The 23,466-nt window shown below is 58.2% G+C and carries 24 protein-coding genes and 1 tRNA gene; 8 read left to right on the forward strand and 17 right to left on the reverse strand.

Annotation, left to right across the window (positions count from 1 at the left end; translation table 11 throughout):
* Positions 1–85 precede the first annotated feature (85 nt).
* A complete protein-coding gene (locus tag NAC44_RS18670; protein ID WP_250943076.1) occupies positions 86–1,258 on the forward strand; it encodes a capsular biosynthesis protein in 1,173 nt (390 codons plus the stop codon).
* Between the two features lie 139 nt (positions 1,259–1,397).
* A complete protein-coding gene (htpG, locus tag NAC44_RS18675) occupies positions 1,398–3,317 on the forward strand; it encodes a molecular chaperone HtpG (RefSeq protein ID WP_250943077.1) in 1,920 nt (639 codons plus the stop codon).
* 47 nt (positions 3,318–3,364) lie between these two features.
* Here the strand turns inward: htpG and bfr are convergent, their stop codons facing one another.
* The 8 genes from bfr to obgE form a co-directional block, all read right to left on the reverse strand.
* Positions 3,365–3,850 (reverse strand): bacterioferritin, encoded by a 486-nt coding sequence (bfr, locus tag NAC44_RS18680; protein WP_250943078.1) that lies wholly within the window; start codon positions 3,848–3,850, stop codon positions 3,365–3,367.
* A 155-nt stretch (positions 3,851–4,005) separates the two neighbouring features.
* Positions 4,006–4,317, reverse strand: coding sequence for a (2Fe-2S)-binding protein (locus NAC44_RS18685; protein ID WP_250943079.1), 312 nt, complete (start codon positions 4,315–4,317; stop codon positions 4,006–4,008).
* A gap of 136 nt (positions 4,318–4,453) precedes the next feature.
* Positions 4,454–4,936: a 23S rRNA (pseudouridine(1915)-N(3))-methyltransferase RlmH gene (gene rlmH / locus NAC44_RS18690; protein WP_250943080.1), complete on the reverse strand. Its 483-nt coding sequence runs from the start codon at positions 4,934–4,936 to the stop codon at positions 4,454–4,456.
* 203 nt (positions 4,937–5,139) lie between these two features.
* Entirely contained in the window at positions 5,140–5,556 is a 417-nt protein-coding gene (rsfS, locus tag NAC44_RS18695; protein ID WP_250943184.1) for a ribosome silencing factor, read from the reverse strand.
* Between the two features lie 88 nt (positions 5,557–5,644).
* Positions 5,645–6,310 (reverse strand): nicotinate-nucleotide adenylyltransferase, encoded by a 666-nt coding sequence (locus NAC44_RS18700; RefSeq protein WP_420839985.1) that lies wholly within the window; start codon positions 6,308–6,310, stop codon positions 5,645–5,647.
* Positions 6,285–7,568: a glutamate-5-semialdehyde dehydrogenase gene (locus NAC44_RS18705; RefSeq protein WP_250943081.1), complete on the reverse strand. Its 1,284-nt coding sequence runs from the start codon at positions 7,566–7,568 to the stop codon at positions 6,285–6,287. Before NAC44_RS18705 ends, NAC44_RS18700 begins: the two co-directional genes overlap by 26 nt.
* Positions 7,561–8,733 carry a glutamate 5-kinase gene (gene proB / locus NAC44_RS18710; protein WP_250943082.1) on the reverse strand — a complete coding sequence of 391 codons (1,173 nt, stop codon included), beginning with the start codon at positions 8,731–8,733 and terminating at the stop codon, positions 7,561–7,563. Before proB ends, NAC44_RS18705 begins: the two co-directional genes overlap by 8 nt.
* Positions 8,730–9,833, reverse strand: a complete 1,104-nt coding sequence (gene obgE, locus NAC44_RS18715) for a GTPase ObgE (RefSeq protein WP_250943083.1) — start codon at positions 9,831–9,833, stop codon at positions 8,730–8,732. Before obgE ends, proB begins: the two co-directional genes overlap by 4 nt.
* 82 nt (positions 9,834–9,915) lie before the next feature.
* Here obgE and NAC44_RS18720 point away from each other — a divergent pair, with 82 nt between their 5' ends.
* Positions 9,916–10,785, forward strand: a complete 870-nt coding sequence (locus NAC44_RS18720) for an endonuclease/exonuclease/phosphatase family protein (protein ID WP_250943084.1) — start codon at positions 9,916–9,918, stop codon at positions 10,783–10,785.
* A gap of 49 nt (positions 10,786–10,834) precedes the next feature.
* Here the strand turns inward: NAC44_RS18720 and NAC44_RS18725 are convergent, their stop codons facing one another.
* The 4 genes from NAC44_RS18725 to rplU all read right to left on the reverse strand — a co-directional run bounded on the left by NAC44_RS18725 (position 10,835) and on the right by rplU (position 12,816).
* A complete protein-coding gene (locus NAC44_RS18725; protein WP_250943085.1) occupies positions 10,835–11,419 on the reverse strand; it encodes a GNAT family N-acetyltransferase in 585 nt (194 codons plus the stop codon).
* Complete coding sequence (locus NAC44_RS18730) at positions 11,416–12,057, reverse strand: GNAT family N-acetyltransferase (RefSeq protein WP_250943086.1); 642 nt, start codon at positions 12,055–12,057, stop codon at positions 11,416–11,418. Before NAC44_RS18730 ends, NAC44_RS18725 begins: the two co-directional genes overlap by 4 nt.
* A 134-nt stretch (positions 12,058–12,191) precedes the next feature.
* A complete protein-coding gene (rpmA, locus tag NAC44_RS18735) occupies positions 12,192–12,464 on the reverse strand; it encodes a 50S ribosomal protein L27 (protein ID WP_250943087.1) in 273 nt (90 codons plus the stop codon).
* Positions 12,465–12,501: 37 nt separating this feature from the next.
* Positions 12,502–12,816, reverse strand: a complete 315-nt coding sequence (gene rplU, locus NAC44_RS18740) for a 50S ribosomal protein L21 (protein ID WP_250943088.1) — start codon at positions 12,814–12,816, stop codon at positions 12,502–12,504.
* Between the two features lie 280 nt (positions 12,817–13,096).
* On the opposite strand from rplU, the gene NAC44_RS18745 reads away from it, so the two are divergent.
* Positions 13,097–13,186, forward strand: a tRNA-Ser gene (locus NAC44_RS18745).
* A gap of 172 nt (positions 13,187–13,358) precedes the next feature.
* Here NAC44_RS18745 and NAC44_RS18750 read toward each other — a convergent pair.
* Positions 13,359–14,252, reverse strand: coding sequence for a LysR family transcriptional regulator (locus NAC44_RS18750; protein ID WP_250943089.1), 894 nt, complete (start codon positions 14,250–14,252; stop codon positions 13,359–13,361).
* A gap of 120 nt (positions 14,253–14,372) precedes the next feature.
* On the opposite strand from NAC44_RS18750, the gene NAC44_RS18755 reads away from it, so the two are divergent.
* The 3 genes from NAC44_RS18755 (at position 14,373) to NAC44_RS18765 (ending at position 16,069) form a co-directional block, all read left to right on the forward strand.
* Positions 14,373–14,792, forward strand: a complete 420-nt coding sequence (locus NAC44_RS18755; RefSeq protein WP_250943090.1) for a helix-turn-helix domain-containing protein — start codon at positions 14,373–14,375, stop codon at positions 14,790–14,792.
* Entirely contained in the window at positions 14,789–15,769 is a 981-nt protein-coding gene (locus NAC44_RS18760; RefSeq protein WP_250943091.1) for a DMT family transporter, read from the forward strand. Before NAC44_RS18755 ends, NAC44_RS18760 begins: the two co-directional genes overlap by 4 nt.
* Positions 15,770–15,916: 147 nt before the next feature.
* Positions 15,917–16,069, forward strand: a complete 153-nt coding sequence (locus NAC44_RS18765) for a hypothetical protein (RefSeq protein ID WP_250943092.1) — start codon at positions 15,917–15,919, stop codon at positions 16,067–16,069.
* A gap of 548 nt (positions 16,070–16,617) precedes the next feature.
* On the opposite strand, the gene NAC44_RS18770 is transcribed toward NAC44_RS18765, so the two are convergent.
* Complete coding sequence (locus NAC44_RS18770; RefSeq protein ID WP_250943093.1) at positions 16,618–17,817, reverse strand: TIGR03862 family flavoprotein; 1,200 nt, start codon at positions 17,815–17,817, stop codon at positions 16,618–16,620.
* 69 nt (positions 17,818–17,886) lie between these two features.
* A complete protein-coding gene (putA, locus tag NAC44_RS18775) occupies positions 17,887–21,600 on the reverse strand; it encodes a trifunctional transcriptional regulator/proline dehydrogenase/L-glutamate gamma-semialdehyde dehydrogenase (RefSeq protein WP_250943094.1) in 3,714 nt (1,237 codons plus the stop codon).
* Positions 21,601–21,720: 120 nt separating this feature from the next.
* Between putA and NAC44_RS18780 the strand changes: the two genes are divergently transcribed.
* On the forward strand, positions 21,721–22,191 hold the full coding sequence (locus NAC44_RS18780; RefSeq protein WP_250943095.1) for an Lrp/AsnC family transcriptional regulator: 471 nt from the start codon (positions 21,721–21,723) through the stop codon (positions 22,189–22,191).
* Positions 22,192–22,247: 56 nt separating this feature from the next.
* Here the strand turns inward: NAC44_RS18780 and NAC44_RS18785 are convergent, their stop codons facing one another.
* Both NAC44_RS18785 and NAC44_RS18790 read right to left on the reverse strand, forming a co-directional pair.
* The gene (locus NAC44_RS18785) at positions 22,248–22,418 is read right to left on the reverse strand and encodes a hypothetical protein (RefSeq protein ID WP_250943096.1); all 171 of its coding nucleotides are present in this window, start codon (positions 22,416–22,418) and stop codon (positions 22,248–22,250) included.
* Positions 22,419–22,678: 260 nt separating this feature from the next.
* Positions 22,679–23,461, reverse strand: coding sequence for an SDR family oxidoreductase (locus tag NAC44_RS18790; RefSeq protein WP_250943097.1), 783 nt, complete (start codon positions 23,459–23,461; stop codon positions 22,679–22,681).
* Between the last annotated feature and the right edge of the window lie 5 nt (positions 23,462–23,466).

A 23,466-nucleotide genomic window follows, 5' to 3' on the forward strand; every position in this document is an offset into this window, starting at 1 on the left:
AGCTTCGCCGTTCCTGAGGCGGCTTGCCCAGCATCTTGAAGCACACGGCTGCCGTGTCACAAAGGTCAATTTTTGTCTCGGAGATGTGATCTTCTGGAGAGGAAAGGGCTGTTTCTATCGCGGGTGCAATTCGGACTGGCCAGACTGGCTGGCAAGCCTCATCCGCCGCCGAGGCGTCACCGATCTGCTGATGCTTGGTGATGGCCGCGACAAACATGCCGCTGCCATCGATATCGGTCGTGCGCTCGGTCTGGGCGTCCATATTTTCGAGCACGGCTATCTGCGCCCGGACTGGCTGACGGTCGAGCCCTTCGGCATGTCCAGCCAGTCCTGTTTCCCGGCAAACCCCGCAGCAATCCGGGCGCTGGCCGAAAAGGCACCGCCATTGCCGAGCCACGCCGCCTTTCCCTCCAGTTTCCTCGTCTATGCGCTCAGCGATCTTGTCTATCACATTCCCAATGTCCTGCTGGGCTTTCTGCTGCATCCGCATTACCAGACCCATGGCGCGGTCCACCCTGCGGTGGAATATGGCGGCTGGATCTGGAAAGGGATGAGACGGCATGCACGACGGCGTGACGCAGAACGGATTGCCTCCACCATTGTGGAAGAAGCCAAGACCAATGACATCTTCCTGTTTCCCTTGCAGCTTCCGGGAGATTATCAAATTCGCCGCCATGCACCGGGCGGTGATCTGTTCCGCATTCTCGAAGCGGTGCTTGTCTCCTTTGCCCGCCACGCCGATCCGCACGCCCGGCTGCTGTTCAAGGTTCACCCCATCGATAACGGTCTGCAAAACTGGAACGGTCGAATTGGAACCATGGCTCGGCGGCTGAATGTGGCGGACCGTGTCGATGTGATCGATGGCGGCGATCTTGGCCACCTGATCCAGCTCAGCCGCGGACTTGTCACAGTCAATTCCACCGTCGGCCTGACCGCATTGCAGGCCGGATGTCCGGTCATTGCGCTGGCCCCTGCCATATACGATGTTCCGGGCCTGACCCATCAAGGCTCGCTTGCCACCTTCTGGTGCAACAGGACGCCACCCGATCCAGAGCTTCTCGATGGTCTTGTTCGCGCCATGGCCGCAACGATTCAGGTACGGGGCGGCTTTCTCGGCAAAGAGGCCATTGCCGAAGGGGCAAAGGCCATGGCCGAAAGGCTGCTCAACACCATGCAGGATGTTGCGGATCGACCTTCCCCCGAACGGGCGCATTTCCGCTATGCACAGGAACTGGCAGACCTCCTCGATCGACGTTGAGATGATTTGATTTTCCCGGAGTTGATGGGGGGATCTTGAATTTCGCCCCGTGTTTCTCCACCTCAGCCGTCATCGCAGGCAATCTGCCTGCAGGTCAGCAAAGTTTGATTGACAATCGATATTTGAGGAGATGAACGACATGACGACGGAAACGACAGAAAAGCCACAGGATGCGCATCAGGAAGCGCATGTTTTCGAGGCCGATGTCGCCCGCCTTCTGCATATGATGGTTCATTCGGTCTATTCCGACAAGGATGTTTTCCTGCGCGAACTGGTGTCCAACGCCGCCGATGCCTGTGAAAAGCTTCGCTACGAAGCTATTGCCGAACCTGCCTTGCTGGGCGATGCGCCGCAATCGCGCATCCTTCTCACCCTGAACGAAGAAGCGCAGCAACTGATCGTCGAAGACAATGGCATCGGCATGAGCAAGGCCGAACTGATCGAGGCGCTCGGCACCATCGCCCGCTCCGGCACCCGCGCCTTCATGGAGCGGATCGAGGCGGCCAAGGCGGGAGAGGGCGCGCAGCTGATCGGTCAGTTCGGCGTCGGCTTCTATTCCTCCTTCATGGTCGCCGAACGGGTCGATGTCGTGTCGCGCAGGGCTGGTTCCCATGAAGCCTGGCTCTGGAGTTCGGATGGCAAGGGCAGCTATTCGGTCCGCCCCGTCGATCTGGCTGAGGCTCCGGCGCGCGGCACACGCATCACGCTTCATCTCATGCAGGAGGCAAAAAACTACACCAGCCGTTTCGAGGTGGAGCGCATTGTCAAGCAGCAATCCGGCCATGTGCCGGTCCCGATCCGCCTCCTGTCCAAACCGGGTGAAGAACCAGTCGAAATCACGGACGGCTCGGCGCTCTGGACGAAGGCCAAATCCGATGTTTCCAAGGAAGATTATGCCGATTTTTATCGCAGCGTTTCCGGTCAGTATGACGAGCCGGCGCTGACTGTCCATTTCAAGGCAGAGGGGCGGCATGAATATACCGCGCTTGGTTTCGTGCCGAGCCTGCCGCCTTTCGATCTCTTCGATCCCGATCGCAAAGGTCGGATGAAGCTTTACGTCAAGCGCGTCTTCATCACGGATGATGCCGAGCTTTTGCCGCGCTATCTGCGGTTTGTTCGCGGTCTGGTCGATACGGCCGATCTGCCGCTCAACGTTTCACGTGAAATGATTCAGGAAAGCCCGATCCTTGCGGCCATCCGCAAGGGCGTGACCAATCGCATCCTGACAAGCCTTGAAAAACAGGCCGAGAACGATGCCGAGGCCTACAGGCGGTTCTGGGACACCTTCGGCGCGGTGCTGAAGGAAGGTCTCTATGATGATTATGAGCGCCGCGGCCAGCTTCTGGGACTCTCCCGCTTCCGCACCACGGCCTCGGATGAGGCATCACGGTCACTGGCCGACTACATCAAGGATGCCAAGCCGGAACAGACTGCTATCTATTATCTGACGGGCAGCAGTCTCGAACAGTTGAAAGCCTCACCGCAGCTCGAAGGTTTTCGCGCGCGCGGCATTGAGGTGTTGCTGCTGTCGGACCCGATCGACAGTTTCTGGGTGACCAGCGCACCGGATTTCGAGGGCAAGAGCTTCAAATCCGTCAGCCAGGGCGCTACCGATCTGGCGCAGTTTCCCAAGACCGAGACAACGGCCCAGGAAGAGGATGAGCAGGTTTCTGCCGATACCAAAGCCGATATTGCCGCCTTCATAGCCTATGCCAAGGAAAAACTAAAAGAGGAGGTGGACGACGTGCGCTCCTCCGACCGGCTGACGGAAAGCGCCGCCTGCCTTGTGGCTGGCGAAAGCGGTTATGACCGACAGCTTGAAAAGCTTCTGGCAGGGGCCGGACAGTTGAAGGCAACGTCCAAACCGGTTCTGGAAATCAATGCCGAACATCCCTTGATCAAGGCTGTGGCGGGGGCAAAATCCAATCCTGCCCTGCAGGATGATGTCGTTCACCTGATCTACGATCAGGCCCGTATTCTCGATGGCGACAAACCAACAGAACCGCGCGCCTTTGCCGAGCGGCTGGGACGGCTGTTTGAAAAAGCACTCAAAGCATAAAGCAAAAGCCCGGCGGGTCGATACCGCCGGGCTTTTTCATTGATGTTTTATTCGGCAGCGTCGGCGGAATCAGCGTTGAGCTGGCCGTATTTCTCTTCGCCCAGCTTGGAGAGCAGTTCGATCTGGGTTTCGAGGAAGTCGATATGACCCTCCTCATCCATCAAAAGCTCTTCAAACAGCTTCATCGAGACATAGTCGCCAGCCTGAGAACAGATATCACGGCTTTCCTTATAGGCGGTGCGTGCGTCATATTCACCGGCAAGATCGGCTTCCAGCACTTCCTTCACCGTCTGACCGATGCGCAGCGGCGCCAGCGTCTGCAGGTTCGGATGACCTTCCAGGAAAATGATGCGGGCAACGAGCTTGTCCGCATGCTGCATTTCCTCGATAGACTCGGCCCGTTCCTTCTTGGCAAGCTTGGTATAGCCCCAGTCTTCCAGCAGACGGTAATGCAGCCAGTACTGGTTGACAGCGCCCAGCTCCAGAAACAGCGCCTGATTGAGACGCTCGATAACCTTGGCATCGCCCTTCATGATCGGTCCTTTCTTATCATTGAAATACGAGATGGTTGGACACATCATCCAGCCACCAATTTAGAATTACTCTAAAGAGACTTCCGGCAAAAGATCAAGCCACGCGGCAAAAAAAAAGCTCCTCAGCGGAGCTTTTGTCTTTTTTGTCCATGCAGTCATGCGGTTCGGGCAAGACGGTTGCGCCGCTCGATCAATTCCTGCTTCTGTTCCTGCTGAAATTTCTTCAGGCGATCGATAAAATCCACCACCTTGTCCTCTTCGCTGGCGCGGGCGGCATGATAGGCTTCCGTGGTCGTCACAATGATATCGACCACATTGGGAAAACAGCCGCAACAGCGGCCACGCTTTTCCATGGCATGATAGACCTTGGCAGGAACGATCAACTGCCAGCAATCCTGATCCAGCATCTCCGTGATCACATCACGGATTTCCTTGTCGGTAATGTAATTGCAGCTACAGACCAGCATGGCGAAGCTCTAAACCTGACATCGACTGTCTCCTTTATCGCCAAACAGGAGGGTGATTGTCAAGATAAAACCGCAGGATCGGAGCGGTCACGTTTTCGAGACAGGCAAAGCCTGCCAATAGGCTGGGTGTATCCTCTCAGACGCGATGATAGGGATGACCAGAGAGAATGGTGACAGCCCGATAAAGCTGCTCGGCAATCAGAATACGAACGATCTGATGCGGCCAGGTCATCCGGCCGAGATTGACGACAAGATCGGCCCTGTCACGGAAATCCGGCTCCAGACCATCGGCCCCGCCAATGATCAACGCCATATCACGGCGGCCCGCGTCCCGATGCTCACCGACAAAGGTGGCAAAGGCTTCGCTGTCGAGATGTTTACCGCGCTCGTCCAGCATCACCACCAGCGCCTTGTCCGGCAGAGATTTCTCGATCATCGCAGCCTCTTCCCGCTTGCGGGTGGGGCCATTGCCGGCGCGGCTTTCGGCAAGCTCCGTGACCTTGGAAAATTCAAGTCCACAAGCCGGTCCCGCCTTGGCAAAGCGGTCCAGATAACGGGCAACAAGATCTTTCTCAGGCCCGGCTTTCAACCGGCCAACGGCAATGATGCCAATGCGCATTGCTGTCCTTTCAACGGAGGCAAACAGAAACCTCCTGCATAATTCCTTAAACCGGATGAGATTTAAGGCGAAAATTATGCAGAAAATTTAAAGTGCTACAGCGTCCTTTGTGCGTTTTTTAAAACGCACGGCGCTGTAGGCCCTTTTACGGGCCGTTTCTCCTTCTGCAACCCCTTGTTCCGGCCATCACCGGCAAAGGACGGTCAATGCAGGACGGTGCCTTCTTCAAATTCCGGCGCGGCCCACATTTTTTCAATGTTGTAGAACTCGCGGATTTCCGGTCTGAAGACATGCACGATAATGTCTCCAGTGTCGATCAGCACCCAGTCCCCGGCCTCAATGCCTTCGACGCGGGGTGCGCCAAAGCCTTCATCCTTGAGATCGGTGATCAGATGTTCGCAGATCGCCACGACGTGACGGTTCGAGCGTCCGGACACGACCACCATGTGATCGCCCAGCGCCGATTTTCCGGCAATGTCGATAGAGACGATATCTTCTGCTTTCGAGTCCTCAAGACTTGTGAGGACCAGCTCAAGCGCGCGGCTTGCGGCATCGACGCCACGATCCGGGCTTTGTGGGACAATGCGGGTTGCGCGTCCCTTGGCGTGTACTGTTGTCAGTGTTCGTCCTTTCCGTCAAAAACAGCACGATCACGACTCAGTTGGCGACCATCGCCAGTGAGCCTTTTTATAAGGTGGCACTGAAAGGTTAATCTTTCAAGACATCCGACTTGCGAAGGGCTGTGGAACTCAAGGTCGAGCGCGGCCCGTGAATAAAGGTCCATGCGGGCGCCTTGCGCTGCCAGAGCACGCCTGCGTCACTTTCATCAATGCGTGCGCGGCCGAAGCGATGCGCCATGGTCGAGGAGAGATAGGAAAGCGTCGCCCCCGGCCGGTCAATCACCGCGATGGGAAAGGTGCAGGCGATTGTCTGCCAGTTCTGCCAATGGTGAAAGCTGCGCAGATTGTCCGCCCCCATGATCCAGATGAAATGCACATGCGGGTTTCGCTGCTTCACCTGCGACAGCGTATGCGCGGTGTAGCTGGTGCCAAGCCGCTTTTCAAAGGCGGTCACGGTAATGCGAGGATCGTGCAGCAACGCCTCACAGGCCGCGATCCGCTCTGCAAGCGGCGCCAGTTCACCATGGTTCTTCAAAGGGTTTCCGGGCGTGACCATCCACCACAGCTTATCGAGCCTGAGGCGGCGAAGGGCAATCTCCGCCACCAGTGCATGGCCGTGATGCGGCGGATTGAAAGAGCCGCCAAACAGGCCGACCACCATGCCACGCTCCGTATGCGGCATGGTGAGATAACGCTCGGCAATGGTCTGTCCCCTCTCCTCCACCACGTCAGGGCCGGGTCTGCCCCGTGCCATGCACGCGGTATTTGAAGGAGGTGAGCTGCTCGGTGCCCACCGGACCGCGCGCATGCATCTTGCCGGTGGCAATGCCGATTTCGCCGCCCATGCCAAACTCGCCGCCATCGGCAAACTGCGTCGAGGCATTGTGCAGCAGAATGGCCGAATCCACCTCATTGAAGAAACGTTCGGCCACCGCCGGATCATCGGCAATCACCGCTTCGGTATGATGCGATGAATAGCGGGCAATATGATCGATCGCCCCGCCAACACCATCGACGATGGCAACCGAGATGATCGCATCGAGATATTCCGTGCGCCAATCCTCTTCGGTTGCCGGTTTCAGGCCGGGCAGCACCTTCAGCACGGCGGCCGAAGCGCGCACTTCACAACCGGCGTCAAGAAGGGCCGAAACAATCGGCTCCAGATGCGTACCGATCACAGCGCTGTCGATCAGCAGCGTTTCCGCCGAGCCGCAAATGCCGGTGCGGCGCATCTTGGCGTTGACGACAACTGATTTTGCCATGTCGAGATCGGCAGAGGCATCGACATAGACATGGCAAAGCCCTTCGAGATGGGCAAAGACCGGCACCCGCGCTTCGGCCTGCACCCGCGCCACCAGGCTTTTGCCGCCGCGCGGCACAATCACGTCCACCGTGCCGTTCAGGCCGGAGAGAAGCGCGCCGACGGCGGCACGGTCGGTCACCGGCACAAGCTGGATCGCCGTTTCCGGCAGACCCGCCGCTTTCAGCCCCTCAACCATGGCCGCATGAATGGCGCGCGAGGAATGGATGGAATCGGAACCGCCACGCAGAATAACCGCATTACCGGATTTCAGGCAGAGCGCGCCGGCATCCGCCGTCACATTCGGACGGCTTTCATAGATCACACCAATGACGCCGAGCGGCGTGCGCACGCGCTCGATCTTCAGCCCGTTCGGACGCTCCCAGGTGGCAATCACATCGCCAACCGGATCGGCCAGCGCCGCAACCTGCCGCAGACCGTCAATCATCGCAGAGATGCGCCCCTCATCAAGCTTCAGCCGGTCGAGAAAGGACGGGGCAAGCTCGGCCTGCTGGGCCATGGCCATATCACGGCTGTTGGCGGCGATGATCTCGTCCTTGCGGGCGGCCATGGCATCCGCCATGGCAATCAGCGCTGCATTTTTCTGCGCGCTGGTGGCAATGGCCAGCGGCCGGGCTGCTGCCTGCGCCTTGCGTCCAAGATCGAGCATCAAGGCTTCGATATCGTCCGATGTCCTCACCGCCTCAAGCATGGGCTTCGTCCCTTTGATTGCTTCCGCCGGTTTTTCCGGCTGTCTCCGTCATCACCAGATCGTCGCGATGGATCATCGCCGCCCGTCCGGCATAGCCGAGCAGCGCCTCGATCTCGCGTGATTTATGCCCGGCAATCCGCCGCGCCTCCTCGGCATCGTATCCGGCAAGTCCGCGGGCGATTTCCCGTCCTGAAAGCCCGACCACCGAAATCGTGTCGCCACGATGAAACTGGCCGGACACGTCCTGCACACCGGCGGGCAGCAGGCTTTTGCCCGAGCGCAGCGCCGTTTCCGCGCCCTGATCGACCACAAGTGTTCCGGCAGGCTGCAATTGCCCGGCAATCCAGGTCTTGCGCGCTGTCACCGGTGTGGCAGAAGGCGCAAACCAGGAATGGCGCGCACCGTTATCTATACCTTTCAGCGGGTTCATCGGCTTGCCGGAGGTGATGATCATCGCGCATCCGGCGCTGGTGGCAATCTTGCCCGCATCGATCTTGGTGCGCATGCCGCCACGCGACAGTTCCGATGCCGCTCCTCCCGCCATGGCTTCGATCTGCGGCGTAATCTCGTCGATGACCGGCAGAAATTCAGCCTGAGGGTCGAGATGCGGCGGCGCCGTGTAAAGCCCGTCAATATCGGAGAGCAGGATCAAAAGATCGGCACCGCACATGGTCGCGACCCGGGCGGCCAGCCGGTCATTGTCGCCATAACGGATTTCCGTTGTCGCCACCGTGTCGTTTTCATTGATGATCGGCACCGATCCCAATGACAGCAATTGCTTGATCGTGGCGCGGGCATTGAGATAACGGCGGCGCTCTTCCGTGTCGCCCAGCGTCAGCAGGATCTGGCCCGCAACAATCTCCGACCGCGCCAGGCTTTCGCTCCAGTGACGCGCCAGCGCAATCTGGCCAACCGCCGCCGCCGCCTGACTTTCTTCAAGCTTCAGCGCCCCCGGTGACAGGTTCAGCACGGTGCGGCCCAGCGCAATCGCCCCGGAAGACACGACCAGAACCTCGACACCCTTTTGCCTCAGCGCAGCAATGTCATCGCAGATCGCATCCAGCCACGGTTTCTTCAAGCCGCTGGCGCGATCGACAAGCAGCGCCGAGCCGATTTTGATGACGATGCGGCGGTAGCCGGAGAGTGAGGCAAGCGGTGCGCTCATGCCTCCTCCTCCCCATCCTCATCGGCGAAATCCTCGCCCTGATCCTCGACACCGGCCTGTTTATGACGCTGTTTTTTCGGGCGCTCCTCCAGGACCATGGCATCATCGTCGCGGGCCTCGACAATCACATCGCGCAACGCCCGAAGCGCCTCCCGCATGCCTGTCCCGGTGATGGCAGACAGCATGAGAACCGGCTTGCCGCAGGCCTTCTGCAATTCCTTCGCCTTCTTTTTCAGACTGTCCGGATCGAGCACGTCGATCTGCGACAAGGCCACGATCTCCGGCTTGTCCTCAAGCCCGCCATCATAGGCTTCAAGCTCATGCTTGACGGTTTTGTAAGCCTTGCCGACATGCTCTTCCTGCGCCGAGACCAGATGCAGCAGCACACGGGTGCGCTCGACATGGCCAAGAAAACGGTCGCCAATGCCCACGCCCTCATGGGCGCCTTCGATCAGGCCGGGAATGTCGGCCAGAATGAATTCGCGCTCATCCACCGTCGCCACGCCGAGATTGGGATGCAACGTGGTGAAAGGATAGTTGGCAATCTTTGGCCGGGCACGGGTGACGGCGGCGAGAAAGGTGGATTTTCCGGCATTGGGCAGGCCGACCAGACCGGCATCGGCAATCAGTTTCAGCCGCAGCCAGACGGTCTTTTCCTCACCTTCGAGACCGGGATTGGCCCAGTTCGGCGCCTGATTGGTCGAGGATTTGAAATGGGCATTGCCAAAACCGCCATTGCCGCCCTTGGCGATGCGGAAACGCTGGCCTTCCTCGGTCAGATCGATGATCAGCGTCTCATTGTCTTCATCGAAAATCTGGGTGCCGACGGGCACTTTCAGGGTAATATCGTCACCATTGGCCCCGGTGCGGTTCTTGCCCATGCCATGCATGCCGATCTTGGCCTTGAAATGCTGCTGGAAGCGATAATCGATCAGGGTGTTGAGACCGTTGACCGCCTCGACCCAGACATCGCCGCCACGTCCGCCATCGCCACCATCCGGCCCGCCGAATTCGATATATTTCTCGCGCCGGAACGACACGGCCCCTGCGCCGCCATCTCCGGACCGGATATAAATCTTTGCTTCGTCGAGAAATTTCATTTGCCTGCCATGCTTCCTGTATCAGGATACTCTATCATGTCGCCATCGTTATCGCTGGTTGCCCCGGAGGTCAAAGAGTATCGTGCGTTTCGTCAGTTACAATATCCAATATGGTTTCGGTCTCGACCGCCGTTTCGATCCCGAACGGATTGCCGCAAATCTTGAAGGCGCCGATGTCATCGCCCTTCAGGAGGTCACCCGCGGTGCCGCCGTCAATGACGGGGCCGATCTGCCGGAGATTTTTGCCAGCCTCTTTCCCGATTATCACTGGATCTATGGGCCGGCCTGCGACCTGCACAGCGCCAGCGAGATCGTCGATGGCCGCCGTGTTGACCGACGCTACCAGTTCGGCAACATGATCCTGTCGCGCTGGCCGATCCTCTCTCATCGCCTGCTGCTTTTGCCGCGCACAAGAAGCTATGAACGGCTGAACATGCAGCGCGGTGCGAGCGAAGCGGTGATTGACGCACCCGGTGGCGCGCTTCGTCTTTACTGCGTCCATCTCGATCATGTCGCCCCCGACGAGCGCATTGCCCAGATCCATTTTCTGAAAGAGCGTGCCTTCAATTTTGTTCAGGAAGGCGGGGCAATCACCATGGGTGCTGAATTCGGCCTGCCGCAACCGCCGATGACGGAGGATTTTCTGCTGATGGGCGATTTCAACATGCAGCCGGAATCGCCGGAATATGTCGCCATGGTCGGGACGAAGGACGCCTATTACGACCGCGATGCCCGCACAGGCGTTCCCGTCGATGCGCTGGCCCGCCTCGGCAGGCTGACGCCCGGCTGTTATAGCTGGGAAGAAACCGGACACCCGGATATGCGCATGCATCTCGATTATGGCTTTCTGAGCGGTTCGCTGGTTCCCCGGCTGAAAGATGCCTGGGTGGATGTGAAGGCGGAAGGATCGGACCATTTTCCAGTCTGGGTCGAACTGGCTGGAAAAGTCTGAAAACGTTAGCCGGAGGAAGATGCGGGCCGCAATCTTGCGGCCCGGCTTTTCAAATGCCCTTTGGCGCAATGAAATCCGGCTGGGTCAGCCGGGTTTCGATATGCGGGGCCATGGCATTGCGTGAGGCGCTGAACAGGTCGCTGCATCGGATGATGCGAAAACCGAGCTTGTCCTGAATACGCAGCGAGGCCTGGTTGTCGGCATAGGCGCCTGAATGCACCATCGCCTCCGGCATGCGACGGAAGAAACGCGATAGAGCTGCGCCCGCCGCCTCGCTCATCAGCCCCTGCCCCCAATAGAAGCGGTTCAGCCAATAGCCCAGATGCCAGCGCCCGTGCCGGATTTCCAGAGACACGAGGCCGATCATCACGTCATCCCCTTCGGTGATGGCCAGTTGCCAATCGGGCGTTACGGCAGAACGCGCCCGATTGAGCCAGTCGCAGGCATCATCGCGGCTGTAGGGCAGAGGCACCCGGCTCAGCATCCGGGTGACCTGCCAGTCGTTCAGCGTTTCGGCAATCGCATCGGCATCGCTCATGCGCACGGGACGCAGGACCAGATGCCGGGTTTCGATCATCGGGCAGGGTCCGGGCGCAACCGCAGCCGGAATGGGGTGTTGAGGCGCTGTCATCATCGCATCGCTCCCCAGCTCTTCAACGACATCCAGGTCTTGCGGTCCAGCCGGTACCATTCGACCGGCATCATGCCGCGACCAGCAAGATGCGCGACCATGCCCGTGCTCTGAAACTGGAAGCCACTCTTCTGGATGACCCGGCGTGCGGCAACATTGGTGACCCGGCAACGGGCATCCAGTGTTGCGACATCCTCCCGGGTACGGAAGGCCATGTCGATCAGCGCATGCATGGCTTCGGTAGCATAACCTTTGTTCCAGTAAGGTTCGCCCAGCCAGAAGCCTATTTCCAGAGTCTCCTCACCATTCGGTGGTGGCTCCAGCGCGCAGCAACCGAGGAACTCCCCATTTTCGGCTTTTGTGATGGCATAGACGCATTTGCCGATCCCGCCGTCATTGGAACGTCGCACAAAATCAGCGGCGTCCTTCGCCGTGTAAGGATGGGGCATACGCGACACCATGGTCGCAATGGCGGCGTTGTTGGCGAGATGGGCAAGGGCGTCAATGTCTTCCACATGCGGCGCCCGCAAAACGAGCCGCTGCGACAGAAGAACGGGGCAACTCCGCCTTAACCGATCGGGCCTCATCCGATCATCGGGCGACCTTTCCCGGTCGTCCCGACTTAATAATAAGCTCTCCATGGTTCAGCTCCTTCTGGTCTGGAGGTAAAGAAAAAGGGAAGGTGGGTGGCGCCCCATCTTCCCTTTTTGCTTTGCTGAACCTGGTGCGGCCAGCCGGGTCGATGAGACGCCGGCTGTTTTTGAGCGCTACCGGCTTATTCCGCTGCTTCCGCCGTTTTCGGCATGACGGACACGAACACGCGACCGTTGGACTTCGTACGGTAGGCGACATTGCCGGCGGAAAGTGCAAAGAGGGTATGGTCCTTGCCCATGCCGACATTGGCGCCGGGATGCCACTGCGTGCCGCGCTGACGAACAATAATATTGCCTGCTACGACGTTTTCGCCGCCAAACTTCTTCACGCCAAGGCGCTTGGAATTCGAATCGCGACCGTTGCGCGAGGAACCGCCAGCTTTTTTGTGTGCCATTGGAGTTCTCCTTTAAACCTTGTTTCCCGTTGACCGATCAGGCGGCGATGATGTCGGTGATGCGAACGACCGTGTGATGCTGGCGATGCCCGCGCGAACGCTTGGAGTTCTGGCGGCGGCGCTTTTTGAAGGCGATAACCTTCTTGCCACGGGTCTGCTCGACGACTTCAGCCTTGACGGTCGCGCCAGCAACGAAAGGAGCGCCAAACTTGGCGTCTTCACCTTCGCCGACAACGAGAACCTCGGTGAATTCGATGGTTGCGCCAGCTTCGGCTTCCAGCTTTTCGATGGTCAGCACGTCATTGGCGTTTACGCGGTACTGTTTACCGCCGGTCTTGATGACTGCGAACATTTTTTAACCTTTCATGTTCGGTCCAGCTCTTCCCGGTTTTGGCCGGGCGGCTGTCTTTTTGTCAGTCGGATTAGCGGATGAACCACCCGCCGGTGATCGGCCCCGAAGGAGCCAAAGGAAAAAGACAGGTTTTATCCCATCACAACCCGAATGTCGCATAAGTGATGCCCTCATCCCTGTCAAGGCAAAAGCCTGGTCTTTTCGAAAATTCGCTCTTGCCAGCCCTGACAATCGCCGCTATGAAGCGCACCGCACCTGACGGTGCCGACCAGTTTTGACCGGAGAGGTGGCTGAGTGGTCGAAAGCACCGCACTCGAAATGCGGCATACTCGCAAGGGTATCGTGGGTTCGAATCCCACCCTCTCCGCCAAGTTGCAATCACTCTCCGCCAGTTACCTGCAAAACCTTGGATTTCCTCGCAAAACTTCTGCTCGCCAGCGGCCCTTGAGGTTGACACCGGCCACTGTCCTGCGGCTGAAGCCGGATTGATCAGAACAGCGGAGCTCCAAGAGTACGTCATCCGATGAACCGGGCGGGTGCCTCTATGCAATAGTCCCGTAAGTCCCGGATGCGAATTTCTTGATCGCAAGCGAAATAAACGCCTTGGCTGCCGGAGAAGATTGCCGTTCATCATTGACAGCCAGCCCGACGGATCGCTTCACGGCAGGGTTCAGGGCTTTCTTCACCAGCCGCAGCGGGAAATTGTCAGGCAATGACGATTCCGCAACGATAGTGACACCGTCACCTCGCGCAACGGTTGTTAACGTACTCAAGAGCTGGGATGTCCTGTATCGGATATTCGGCTGGAGTTTTGCCGCCAGGAATAGCCGTGACACCAGTTCGGCTGAGCCGGCTTCCGTCAAGACGAACGGATCGGCGCACATGTCCCGCAATGTTACGGATGTTTGCGAGGCCAGGGCATGATCGCTCGGCAGCAATGCGACCATCTGGTCCTCCACGAGCGGATAGGTGTCGAATTGCTCCTCGGGAAGCACCACAAAGCCGACATCAACTCGGCGGTCCATCAGCCATTGCACAACCTGCCTATCCGGGCCTTCATCGATATGAATAACGATATCGGGGAATTTCTTGCGGTAGTTCGCCAATATTTCCGGTAGCAGACACAGGGTCGAAGTCGGACCGAAAGATCCGATCCTCAAGGTGCCTCGCTTCATGCCGCGAGCATCGAAAGCTTCCTGTCGCATTGTCTCGGCAAGCCCGAGAAGAGTGCGTGCGTGCCGAAGCAGGCTTGAGCCGATGTCGGTCGGCTCGACATATCCTTGGTGCCGATGAAGCAATTCTACACCAAGTTCATCCTCAAGCGATTTGATCGCATGGGAAACGCCTGACTGCGAAATTTTCAATTGAGCGGCTGCCAAGGTAAAACTTTTACGTTCCACGACAACTACAAAAGCTTCCAACTGCGTCAGGGTCATGGTGGCCACTCATGAGGATTTATTCATTTTACTATTATCTGCCATTCGAGATTGTATTGCCAGTGTCAATTGAAGGGATTGACACATTGCAACGGGATTGAAGAGCAAGGATAGATGTTCATGCAGCAGCCCGACAGGAAAACCATGTTGAACAAGACCAAAGCACCGAACCTGATCGATATGCTTGTCGGCACGCGCATTCGCACGGCGCGCATCCGCACCGGTCTCAGTCAGGAAAAGCTGGCCAAGGCCTGTGCCATTACCTTTCAGCAGATCCAGAAATATGAAAAAGGCACGAGCCGCCTCAGTGTCAGCCGAATGAGCCAGATCGCAGCAAAAACCGGCTACCCGGTGAGTTGGTTTTTTGAAGACATCGATCAGCCGGACACCCCTCCAAAGGATGAAACCACCCTGTTTTTGCAGAGCTCGGAGGCGCACAAGCTGGCCAAAGCCTGGCTCCGACTGAAAAACCAAAGCTCTCGCCACGCCGTCTACACCGTCATCGACGCGCTTGCGACAAACGGGGGAGACGAGATATGAGCATCGAAGCTGCGGTTCAGGAGACGGCTGCACCAAAATCAACTTATCTGAAGCTGTCTTTGGTCGCTGTCATATGGGGAGGTACTTTTGTTGCCGGGCGGAATATTTCTCCCGACACACCGCCGCTTCTCTCCGCCAGCTTAAGATTTATTCTGGCGTCATTCGTGTTGTCCGGGTTCCTTCTTGTTTCCGGGAGGCTTTTCCTGAGACTCAATGCGGTGCAATTCATGAAGATCGTGGGTCTCGGCTTTTGTGGGATCTTTTCATATAATCTTTTCTTCTTTTATGGACTGCATTTTGTGACCGCCTCAAGGGCGTCGCTCATCGTTGCGCTCAACCCGGCAGCAATGGCGATCGCTTCGTTTTTGATTTACCGGGAGTCTTTGTCACCGGTTAAAATAGCGGGAATAGCGCTGTGCCTCGCTGGCGCAATGATTGTGATCTTGAGCAAGAACCCGCAGGCATTGTCCAGTTCGTCGGGGAATTGGGCCGGTGACACCTTGATCTTTGGCTGTGTCCTCAGTTGGGTCAGCTATAGCGTTTTCGGACGAGATATTATTCGACAGATTGGGCCGTTGCATACCGTTGCGTATTCGATTTGGGCCGGAGCTGTCATGTTGACGTTGACCGCAATTCTCGGCGGACAGCTGACCGTTCACACGTTGGCGGCTTTGCCCTTCGGTGATTTAGCGTGCCTTCTTTATCTCGGTGCAGTCGGCTCCGCAGTTGCATATGTCTGGTACTACGAGGCCATAGGCAAGATTGGTGCGACCAGATCGGGAGTGTTCATCGCATTAAACCCCCTGACGGCTGTTCTGTTGGGGGCAGCTCTACTTAAAGAAACATTGACCTTTTCCATGCTGATTGGTGGAGCGCTGGTCATCGTCGGGATCGTACTTTGCAATCGATCGTCAACGAATCTCGGCATGAAAAGTCGTGTTACTCCAGATTTGGGCGCACGGTCGGAGATAGCTTGAGAAGTGGAACGATGCCGCGGCGGATCTGATCTTTCGGCTGGAAAGTTTTGCAACCAATTGACCCGATCCTTTGATCAAAGCGTCTGTCATTCCCCACAACATTACTTTCGAATATATGGACCTCAAACTGAACAAGCGGTATTCTCCATGGATGACAGCGCATCTGCTGAATATATATCAGAGATTTCACGTTCTCTCGCGCAATTGGCTCTACGCAGCGGCTATCCGTTTTTGATGTATTTACTGGTTCTTGCGGCAGATGAGGATACCTATTGTTACGCGATGGAACAAAAATGTTGATTTCGACTGAGAAGTGACCCCATGTGTTGGTTTCAACGCAGAACTGAGCCGGTGGGGCTTCGTCAACATTTTTGGCTGGTAAGGTAAAGTCCGGCTCGACGTTGAAGGGGTCGTATCCGAGCCCCCGGCTCAAGCACTTGTCAACGCCTGTTCTACATTTTCAGTGATGTCGTTCAGTATTATTGAACACCCTGTAAGAACCGCCGGTGAGTTGCGAGCCCGTTGATGGCGGTTTTTCCATGCTCGATCGACGGCGCGCACGGGTCAACCTACGGATCGTACCATTGATGCAGGCCACCCTTTGATATGACGTCGCAAGGCGCCTGCAATTGTTGACATATGTTATCTTAGAATATACTAAGATTTGTACCCGACGGAAATTTCTATGAATAAATATCAATAAGTTATACGAATAATGGTAGAGAGCCCCTTCTCCGCCATGTCTGTCCAGGAAAGCCCTGATGAACGCAAAATAACAAATTTTTGCCGAATCATGTCCTTGCATGGCCACAACTGTCAGCATTTTCCATCAGTTCCGGGGCCGCTCGCTATTTTAGCCGGCGGATTGCCCCTTCGGCAGCGGCTTTGCCGGTGGCGAGGCAGGCGGTCAACAGATAGCCGCCGGTCGGAGCTTCCCAATCCAGCATTTCTCCGGCAGCGAACAGGCCGGGATGTTGGATGAGCATGAATTGATCATCCACCTCCTGCCAATCGATGCCGCCAGCAGATGAAATCGCTTCGGCAATCGGACGCGGGCGAAGGAGCGGAATGGTGAGCGATTTGATCGCGGTCGCCAATCGTTCCGGGTCGAAACCGTTACAGTCGGGGATGATGTCGCGCAGGAGTGCGGCCTTCACCCCTTCCAGTCTTGCACCCTTGCGCAGCCGGTTTGAAAGGCTGGTCCCGGCAGGCTGACGGGCAAGCGCGGCCCTCAGTTTTTCAGCGGAAAGGTCCGGCACGAGATCGACCTGAAGGCTGGCCTGTCCTTCACGTTCCAGCGCATCGCGCAAGGCTGCGGCATGGGCATAGACGAGACTGCCTTCGACCCCTGTTCGAGTGATGACAAATTCGCCCTTTATCCGCCCGGCTGCTGAGGTGATGGCGACAGACTTGATCGGATGACCTGAAAAGGTCTCGCGAAAAAACGCGCTCCACTCCGCGTCGAAGCCGCAATTGGCCGGGCGGAACGGAACGATGGCCACGCCTGCCGCCGCAAGCCATGGCACCCATGCGGCATCCGAGCCAAGACCGGGCCAACTCGCCCCGCCAAGGGCCAGAATGACTGCATCGGGCCTGATATGGATTGGCCCATGCGGCGTCTCAAAACCATAACCGCCTTCGGAAAATCCCGTCCAGCGATGCCGTGTCAGGAGTTTCACGCCACGGGTTTCCAGCGATGTCAGCCAGGCGCGCAGCAGCGGCGAGGCTTTCATGGCGTTTGGAAACACACGCCCGGAGGTGCCGACAAAGGTTTCCACCCCCAAAGATGCCGCCCAGTTTCTGAGATCTGCAGGGGTAAAACGGTCGAGTGCCGGTTTCAACCGTGCATTGGCCGCACCGAAGCGGGTGACAAATCTCTGATAATCCTCGGAATGGGTGAGATTGAGCCCCGATTTGCCTGCCATCAACAATTTGCGCCCCATGGTCGGCTTGGCTTCGTAGACAGACACCTGAAAGCCACGACCGGCAAGACAATCGGCGGCCATCAATCCTGCCGGACCGCCGCCGATAATGGCAATGCTCTTCATTCCTGTCCCTTATCTACCGGATCGCATCGTCTGAAACAAACCGGCACCGGGCTTTCAGAACATGCAGTCTTACCCTATCGCCATCAGGCTGGCATTACCGCCCGCCGCAGCGGTGTTGATCGAGATCGATACTTCCTCGACCAGCCAGTTGAGACAATAGGCATCGGTTTTTTCGCCCATGTCCCGTCTCGTGGCGGCCTGCACCAGTATCAGCGGACCGGGTAAGGCCGCAATGGCCTTGTTCAAAGCGATCAGGCTTTCGCCTTCCGCCTGTAAAAGCGCGCCGGCAAAGGGACCGGCTTTGCTCCATTCCACCCGTTTTGTCATCGCTACACGATGCTTCAGGCTGGGTGGCAAAGTGGCAAGGCAGTCATGCACCCCGCTCTCCTCATCGATCACCACCATATTGCCTGTGGCCAGCGCACATGCCATCTGCCGCAGCAGTCCCTGTCGGGTCGCAGGCACCAGCAGGATTGTTCCGCGCGGATGCAGTTCATAGAGGTTGCGCTCGCCAACCGGGCCGGAAAGCTCCTGACTGAGCCCCAGAGCCGACTGGCTCGCCAGCGCTCTGGCGGCGTCGGCCTCGTAAGCTTCACCCAGTTCATCCAGCCAACGGGCAAAATCGGCCATCGCCGGATCGCGATGGATAGAGCTGTGCTGCGGCGGGACCGGCGGCGTTTCGACCAGACGGCCAAGATAAAGCGGTCCGCCCGCCTTCGGTCCGGTGCCGGACAGGCCACGACCGCCGAAAGGCTGCACACCGACCACAGCGCCGATGACATTGCGGTTGATGTAAAGATTGCCCGCCTTGATCCGCTGGGTCACATGGGCAATGGTTTCGTCAAGCCGCGTATGCAGCCCGAAGGTCAGGCCGTAGCCGCTGGCATTGACCGCATCGATCAGCCGGTCGAGATCGGTACGGCGATAGCGCAGCACATGCAGAACGGGGCCGAACACTTCCCGCGTCAGATCGGCAAGACTGTCGATTTCAATGATGGTCGGAGCAACGAAGGTGCCATGCTGCGTTTCGTCTGCAGCGCCGATCTGCTCCACCTTTCGGCCTTTGGCCCGCATGGCCTCGATATGAGCGTCAATCGTGGTCTTGGCCTCGACGGTGATCACCGGGCCGATATCCACGGCAAGGCGGTCGGTGCGCCCCAGGCTGAGTTCATGCATCGCGCCTTTCAGCATGGTCAGGGTACGCTCAGCGATATCCTCCTGCAGGCACAAAACCCGAAGCGCCGAGCAACGCTGACCGGCGCTGTCGAAGGCCGAGGCAATCACGTCGGCCACCACCTGTTCGGCAAGAGCCGAGGAATCGACGATCATCGCATTCTGGCCGCCGGTTTCGGCAATCAGCGGGATCGGCCTGCCCTTTGCCCCCAGACGACCGGCAAGCGATTGCTGGATCAGCCGGGCTACCTCGGTGGAGCCGGTAAACATCACGCCCGCCACCCCGTCTGCCCCGATCAGGGCCGCGCCGATGCGGCCATCGCCGGGAAGGAACTGCAAGGCTGTAACGGGCACACCCGCCTCATGCAGGAGCCGCACCGCTTCGGCGGCAATCAAGGGCGTTTCCTCGGCCGGTTTGGCGAGAACCGGATTGCCCGCCACCAGTGCCGCCGCCACCTGACCGGTGAAAATCGCCAGCGGGAAATTCCACGGGCTGATACAGACCACCGGCCCCAGCGGCTTGTGCATGGGCCCGAAACTGCGGCGGGCCTGATCGGCATAATAGCGTAGGAAATCGACCGCCTCGCGCACTTCGGCAATAGCGTTTGCGGCGGATTTTCCCGCCTCGCGCATGATCAGACCCAGAAGAACAGGCAGGCGTGCTTCCATGGCGTCGGCGGCACGCTCCAGCATGGCTGCCCGCTCCGCCACCGGCATCCAGGCACATGTGTCAAAATGTGCGGCGGCATCGGCAACGGCCTGCCGTGCCGCTTCTTCGCTTGCATCCTCCACCATGCCGACACAATCCCTGTGGTCGGCGGGATTATGGACTGCCCGCGATTCACCCCTCCCCTTTGGGCTTAAAAGCACCGGCTTTGCTTGCCAATCCATGGTTACGGTGCTGACCAGTGTTTCGCTGAGGCTGGCAAGGCTGTTCTCGTTGGAGAGATCGAACCCTTTGGAGTTGCGGCGACCGACACCGAAAATCTCTGCGGGAAGAGCAATCCGCTCATGCTTGCCGCCGGGATCGGCCATGGCACGGACGACGGAAACCGGATCGGCAATCAGGTCGTCCACCGAAACGGTCTGGTCGGCGATGCGATGGACAAAGGAGGAATTGGCGCCGTTTTCCAGAAGACGGCGCACCAGATAAGCAAGAAGCGTTTCATGGGTGCCGACGGGCGCATAGATGCGACAGGGTCGGTCGAGCCTGTTCTTGCCGACCACCTCGCTGTAAAGCGGCTCACCCATGCCGTGCAGGCACTGGAACTCATAAGAGCCGACGGCAAAGTCCGGTCCGGCCAGATGATAGATCGTCGCCAGCGTCTGGGCATTGTGGGTGGCAAATTGCGGAAAAACCGCATCGCGGGCGTTGAGCAGTTTTTTCGCGCAGGCGATATAGGAGACATCCGTATGAACCTTGCGGGTAAAGACGGGAAAATCCTCAAGCCCGTCCAGTTGCGCCCGCTTGATCTCAGCATCCCAATAGGCCCCCTTGACCAGTCGCACCATGAGGCGATGATGCGAGCGGCGTGCCAGATCGATGATGTAATCCAGCACGTAAGGGCAGCGCTTGCCATAGGCCTGCACGACGAAACCGATACCATTCCAGCCTTCAAGCGCCGGATCGAGGCAGAGCGCTTCGAGAAGATCGAGCGACAATTCCAGCCGGTCGGCCTCCTCGGCGTCGATGTTGAGGCCAATATCATACTGCTTGGAAAGAAGCGCCAGCGCCTTCACCTTCGGCAGCAATTCATCCATCACCCGCCCGGCCTTGGCGCGGCTATAGCGCGGGTGCAGCGCCGACAGCTTGATGGAAATGCCCGGACCCGCATAAATGCCACGCCCGGCAGAGGCCTTGCCGATGGCGTGGATGGCATTTTCATAATCGCGGAAATAGCGCTCGGCATCGGCCGCCGTGGTCGCGGCCTCGCCCAGCATGTCATAGGAATAGCGGAAGCCCTTGTCTTCGAGGAGACGCGCCCGCTTCAGCGCTTCTGCAATGGTTTCGCCGGTGACGAACTGTTCGCCCATCATCCGCATGGCCATGTCGACACCGCGGCGGATGACCGGCTCGCCACAACGGGAAATCAGCCGGGTCAGAGCAGCCGCAAGGCTTCTATCATTGACAGTGGCGGTGAGTTTTCCCGTCACCACCAGACCCCAGGTCGCGGCATTGACGAAGAGTGAACGCCCACCGCCCAGATGCGCGCCCCAGTCGCCGCCAGCAATCTTGTCGCGGATCAACGCATCGCGAGTGGCATCGTCAGGAATGCGCAGCAGCGCTTCCGCCAGACACATCAGCGCCACGCCTTCCTGCGAGGAAAGCGCATATTCCTGCACCAGCCCTTCGACGCCGGAGCCCTTATGTTTGGCTCTGAGCGCCTCTATCAGGCGGCGCGCCGTTGCGGCAATCGCGGTCGCATCGTCCTGACTGACGACGGCTGCCGCCAGAAGCGGCTCCATGCAGTGTTTTTCCGGCCTGCGATACGCCGCGGTGATTGCGGCTCTTAACGGCGTCTCACGCCCGACTGGCGGGGCAAACGCGGCAAAGACATCTGGGAGTGGCTGATCGGCAGATGACGATAAGGGCAAAGCTGAAGGGGTCATGGTCGCCTCTGGAGGATTTTTCTCCTTCAGATTACCATGTTCTTATAAAATCCAATCAACTTGAATTCTATAATTTCCTAGGCAAAATGCCTTATTCAATTTGTTTTAAAAGGTGTTTTGATGAGTAAAACTGACATGAGCAGTGAATTGGACGCTTTCGATCGCAAGATTATCGAAGCGCTGTCGCAGGATGGCCGTCTGTCGATCACCGATCTGTCGGCCCGCATCGGCCTGTCGAAAACGCCGTGTCAGGTGCGGCTGAAACGGCTGATCGACGAGGGCTATATTCTCGGCTTCCGAGCCATTGTCGATGCGCAGAAATTCGGCCTCGACCACATCGCCTTCACCGAGGTGAAACTGTCGGACACCCGCGAGGCGGCGTTGAGCGAGTTCAACAGCGCCGTGCGCAAGATCCGCGAGGTGGAGGAATGCCATATGATCGCAGGGTCTTTCGATTATCTTCTGAAGGTCAGAACGGCGGATATCCGGCGTTACCGTCAGGTGCTCGGCGAAAAGATTTCCAGCCTGCCGCATGTCGCCAATACCTCGACATTCGTGGTGATGCAGGCGGTGAAGGAATATGCCAGATAAACAAAAGGCTCCGGCAATGGCGAAGCCTGATCATCCGCAGCGATGATGAGCAAAGATCAATGCAGCGTCGGAGACTGTTCCGGCAGATTGTTGTCGAGAATATTATAAACTTCCCTGAGCGCGCTGACCAGAACATCGGTCAGGGCATCCATTTCCTGACTGAGCACGAGCGCTGCGATATTGGAGGGGTCGTGGGCAGCCGTTTCCGGCTCGAAATCGTCTGACATATGCTTTTCCTGTCCTTATCCGGGATCATCCCGGCTCTGCCGTCCTCCGCAACGCCCTCATGACGCCTGAAACCGGAGGCAGCCGCATTGCGGCATCGGGTCTGGCGAAACATGCTTCACCATAACCCTGATCCAGCCTTAAGCCCCCTCGCTTGCGTGGAACTGGACCGGCCCTCTCCGTCTGCTGTGATAACCCCAAACCCGCCAGCAGCCGTCATGCCGCCCTACAGGTGTTCGCGCCCGAACACAAGAAAGCATTCTCACGGACGACCGTACCACCAATAAAGCAGAGGCCGGACAAGCGAGCCGAAACGGGCCAACAGAAAGAGCGTTGGCCCGAAATGAATATCCAGACGCCCTTTTTGCAGGGCCCGGTCCATATGACGCGCAACGGCCTCCGCCGCCCAGGGCCTGACCGTGCCCATCACCCGCTCCGCCTCCGGTGCGCGATGTTTCAGCTCCTCGGCCAGCTGCGGCGTATCGGTATCGGGCGGAAAGCAAAGAGCGAGTTTCAGCTTCGTGTCTCTGGCCTCCATCCTCAGCGATTCGGCCAGCGCGACCAGTGCCGTCTTGGAGGCGCAATAAGGCGCATAACCATAAAGGCCGATGAAAGCAGCCCCTGAGGAAATGAACAGCATTGTGCCACCGCGCATGGCCATGTCCGCCCAGAGGATTTTGGCCGCATGGATCGTTCCGATCAGATTGGTGTCGATCTGTCGCCGGATATCGGCCATGTCCGCATCGACCAGCCTTGCGGGCTGAACGACACCGGCGGAGGTGATCAAAAGATCGCAGGGGCCGGAAGCGGCCTCAGCGGCGTGAATGGCTTCGGAAAGCGCGGCAAAATCCGTGACATCGGCGGCATAAAGTCCAAGTTTTTCCGCGGCCAACCCGCCAAGCGCCTGTCTCGCCGCCTCAAGCCGCTGCGATGAGCGGGCGATCAGGCTCACTTTTGCGCCCTGATCGAGATAGAGCCGGGCAAGGGCCAGGCCGATCCCGCTCGATCCGCCGGTGATAATGACATGGTCGGGGGCTTTTTTCATCACAG

Origin of the sequence: Allorhizobium sonneratiae, from assembly GCF_023700755.1 — a bacterium.
GTDB lineage: Bacteria > Pseudomonadota > Alphaproteobacteria > Rhizobiales > Rhizobiaceae > Allorhizobium > Allorhizobium sonneratiae.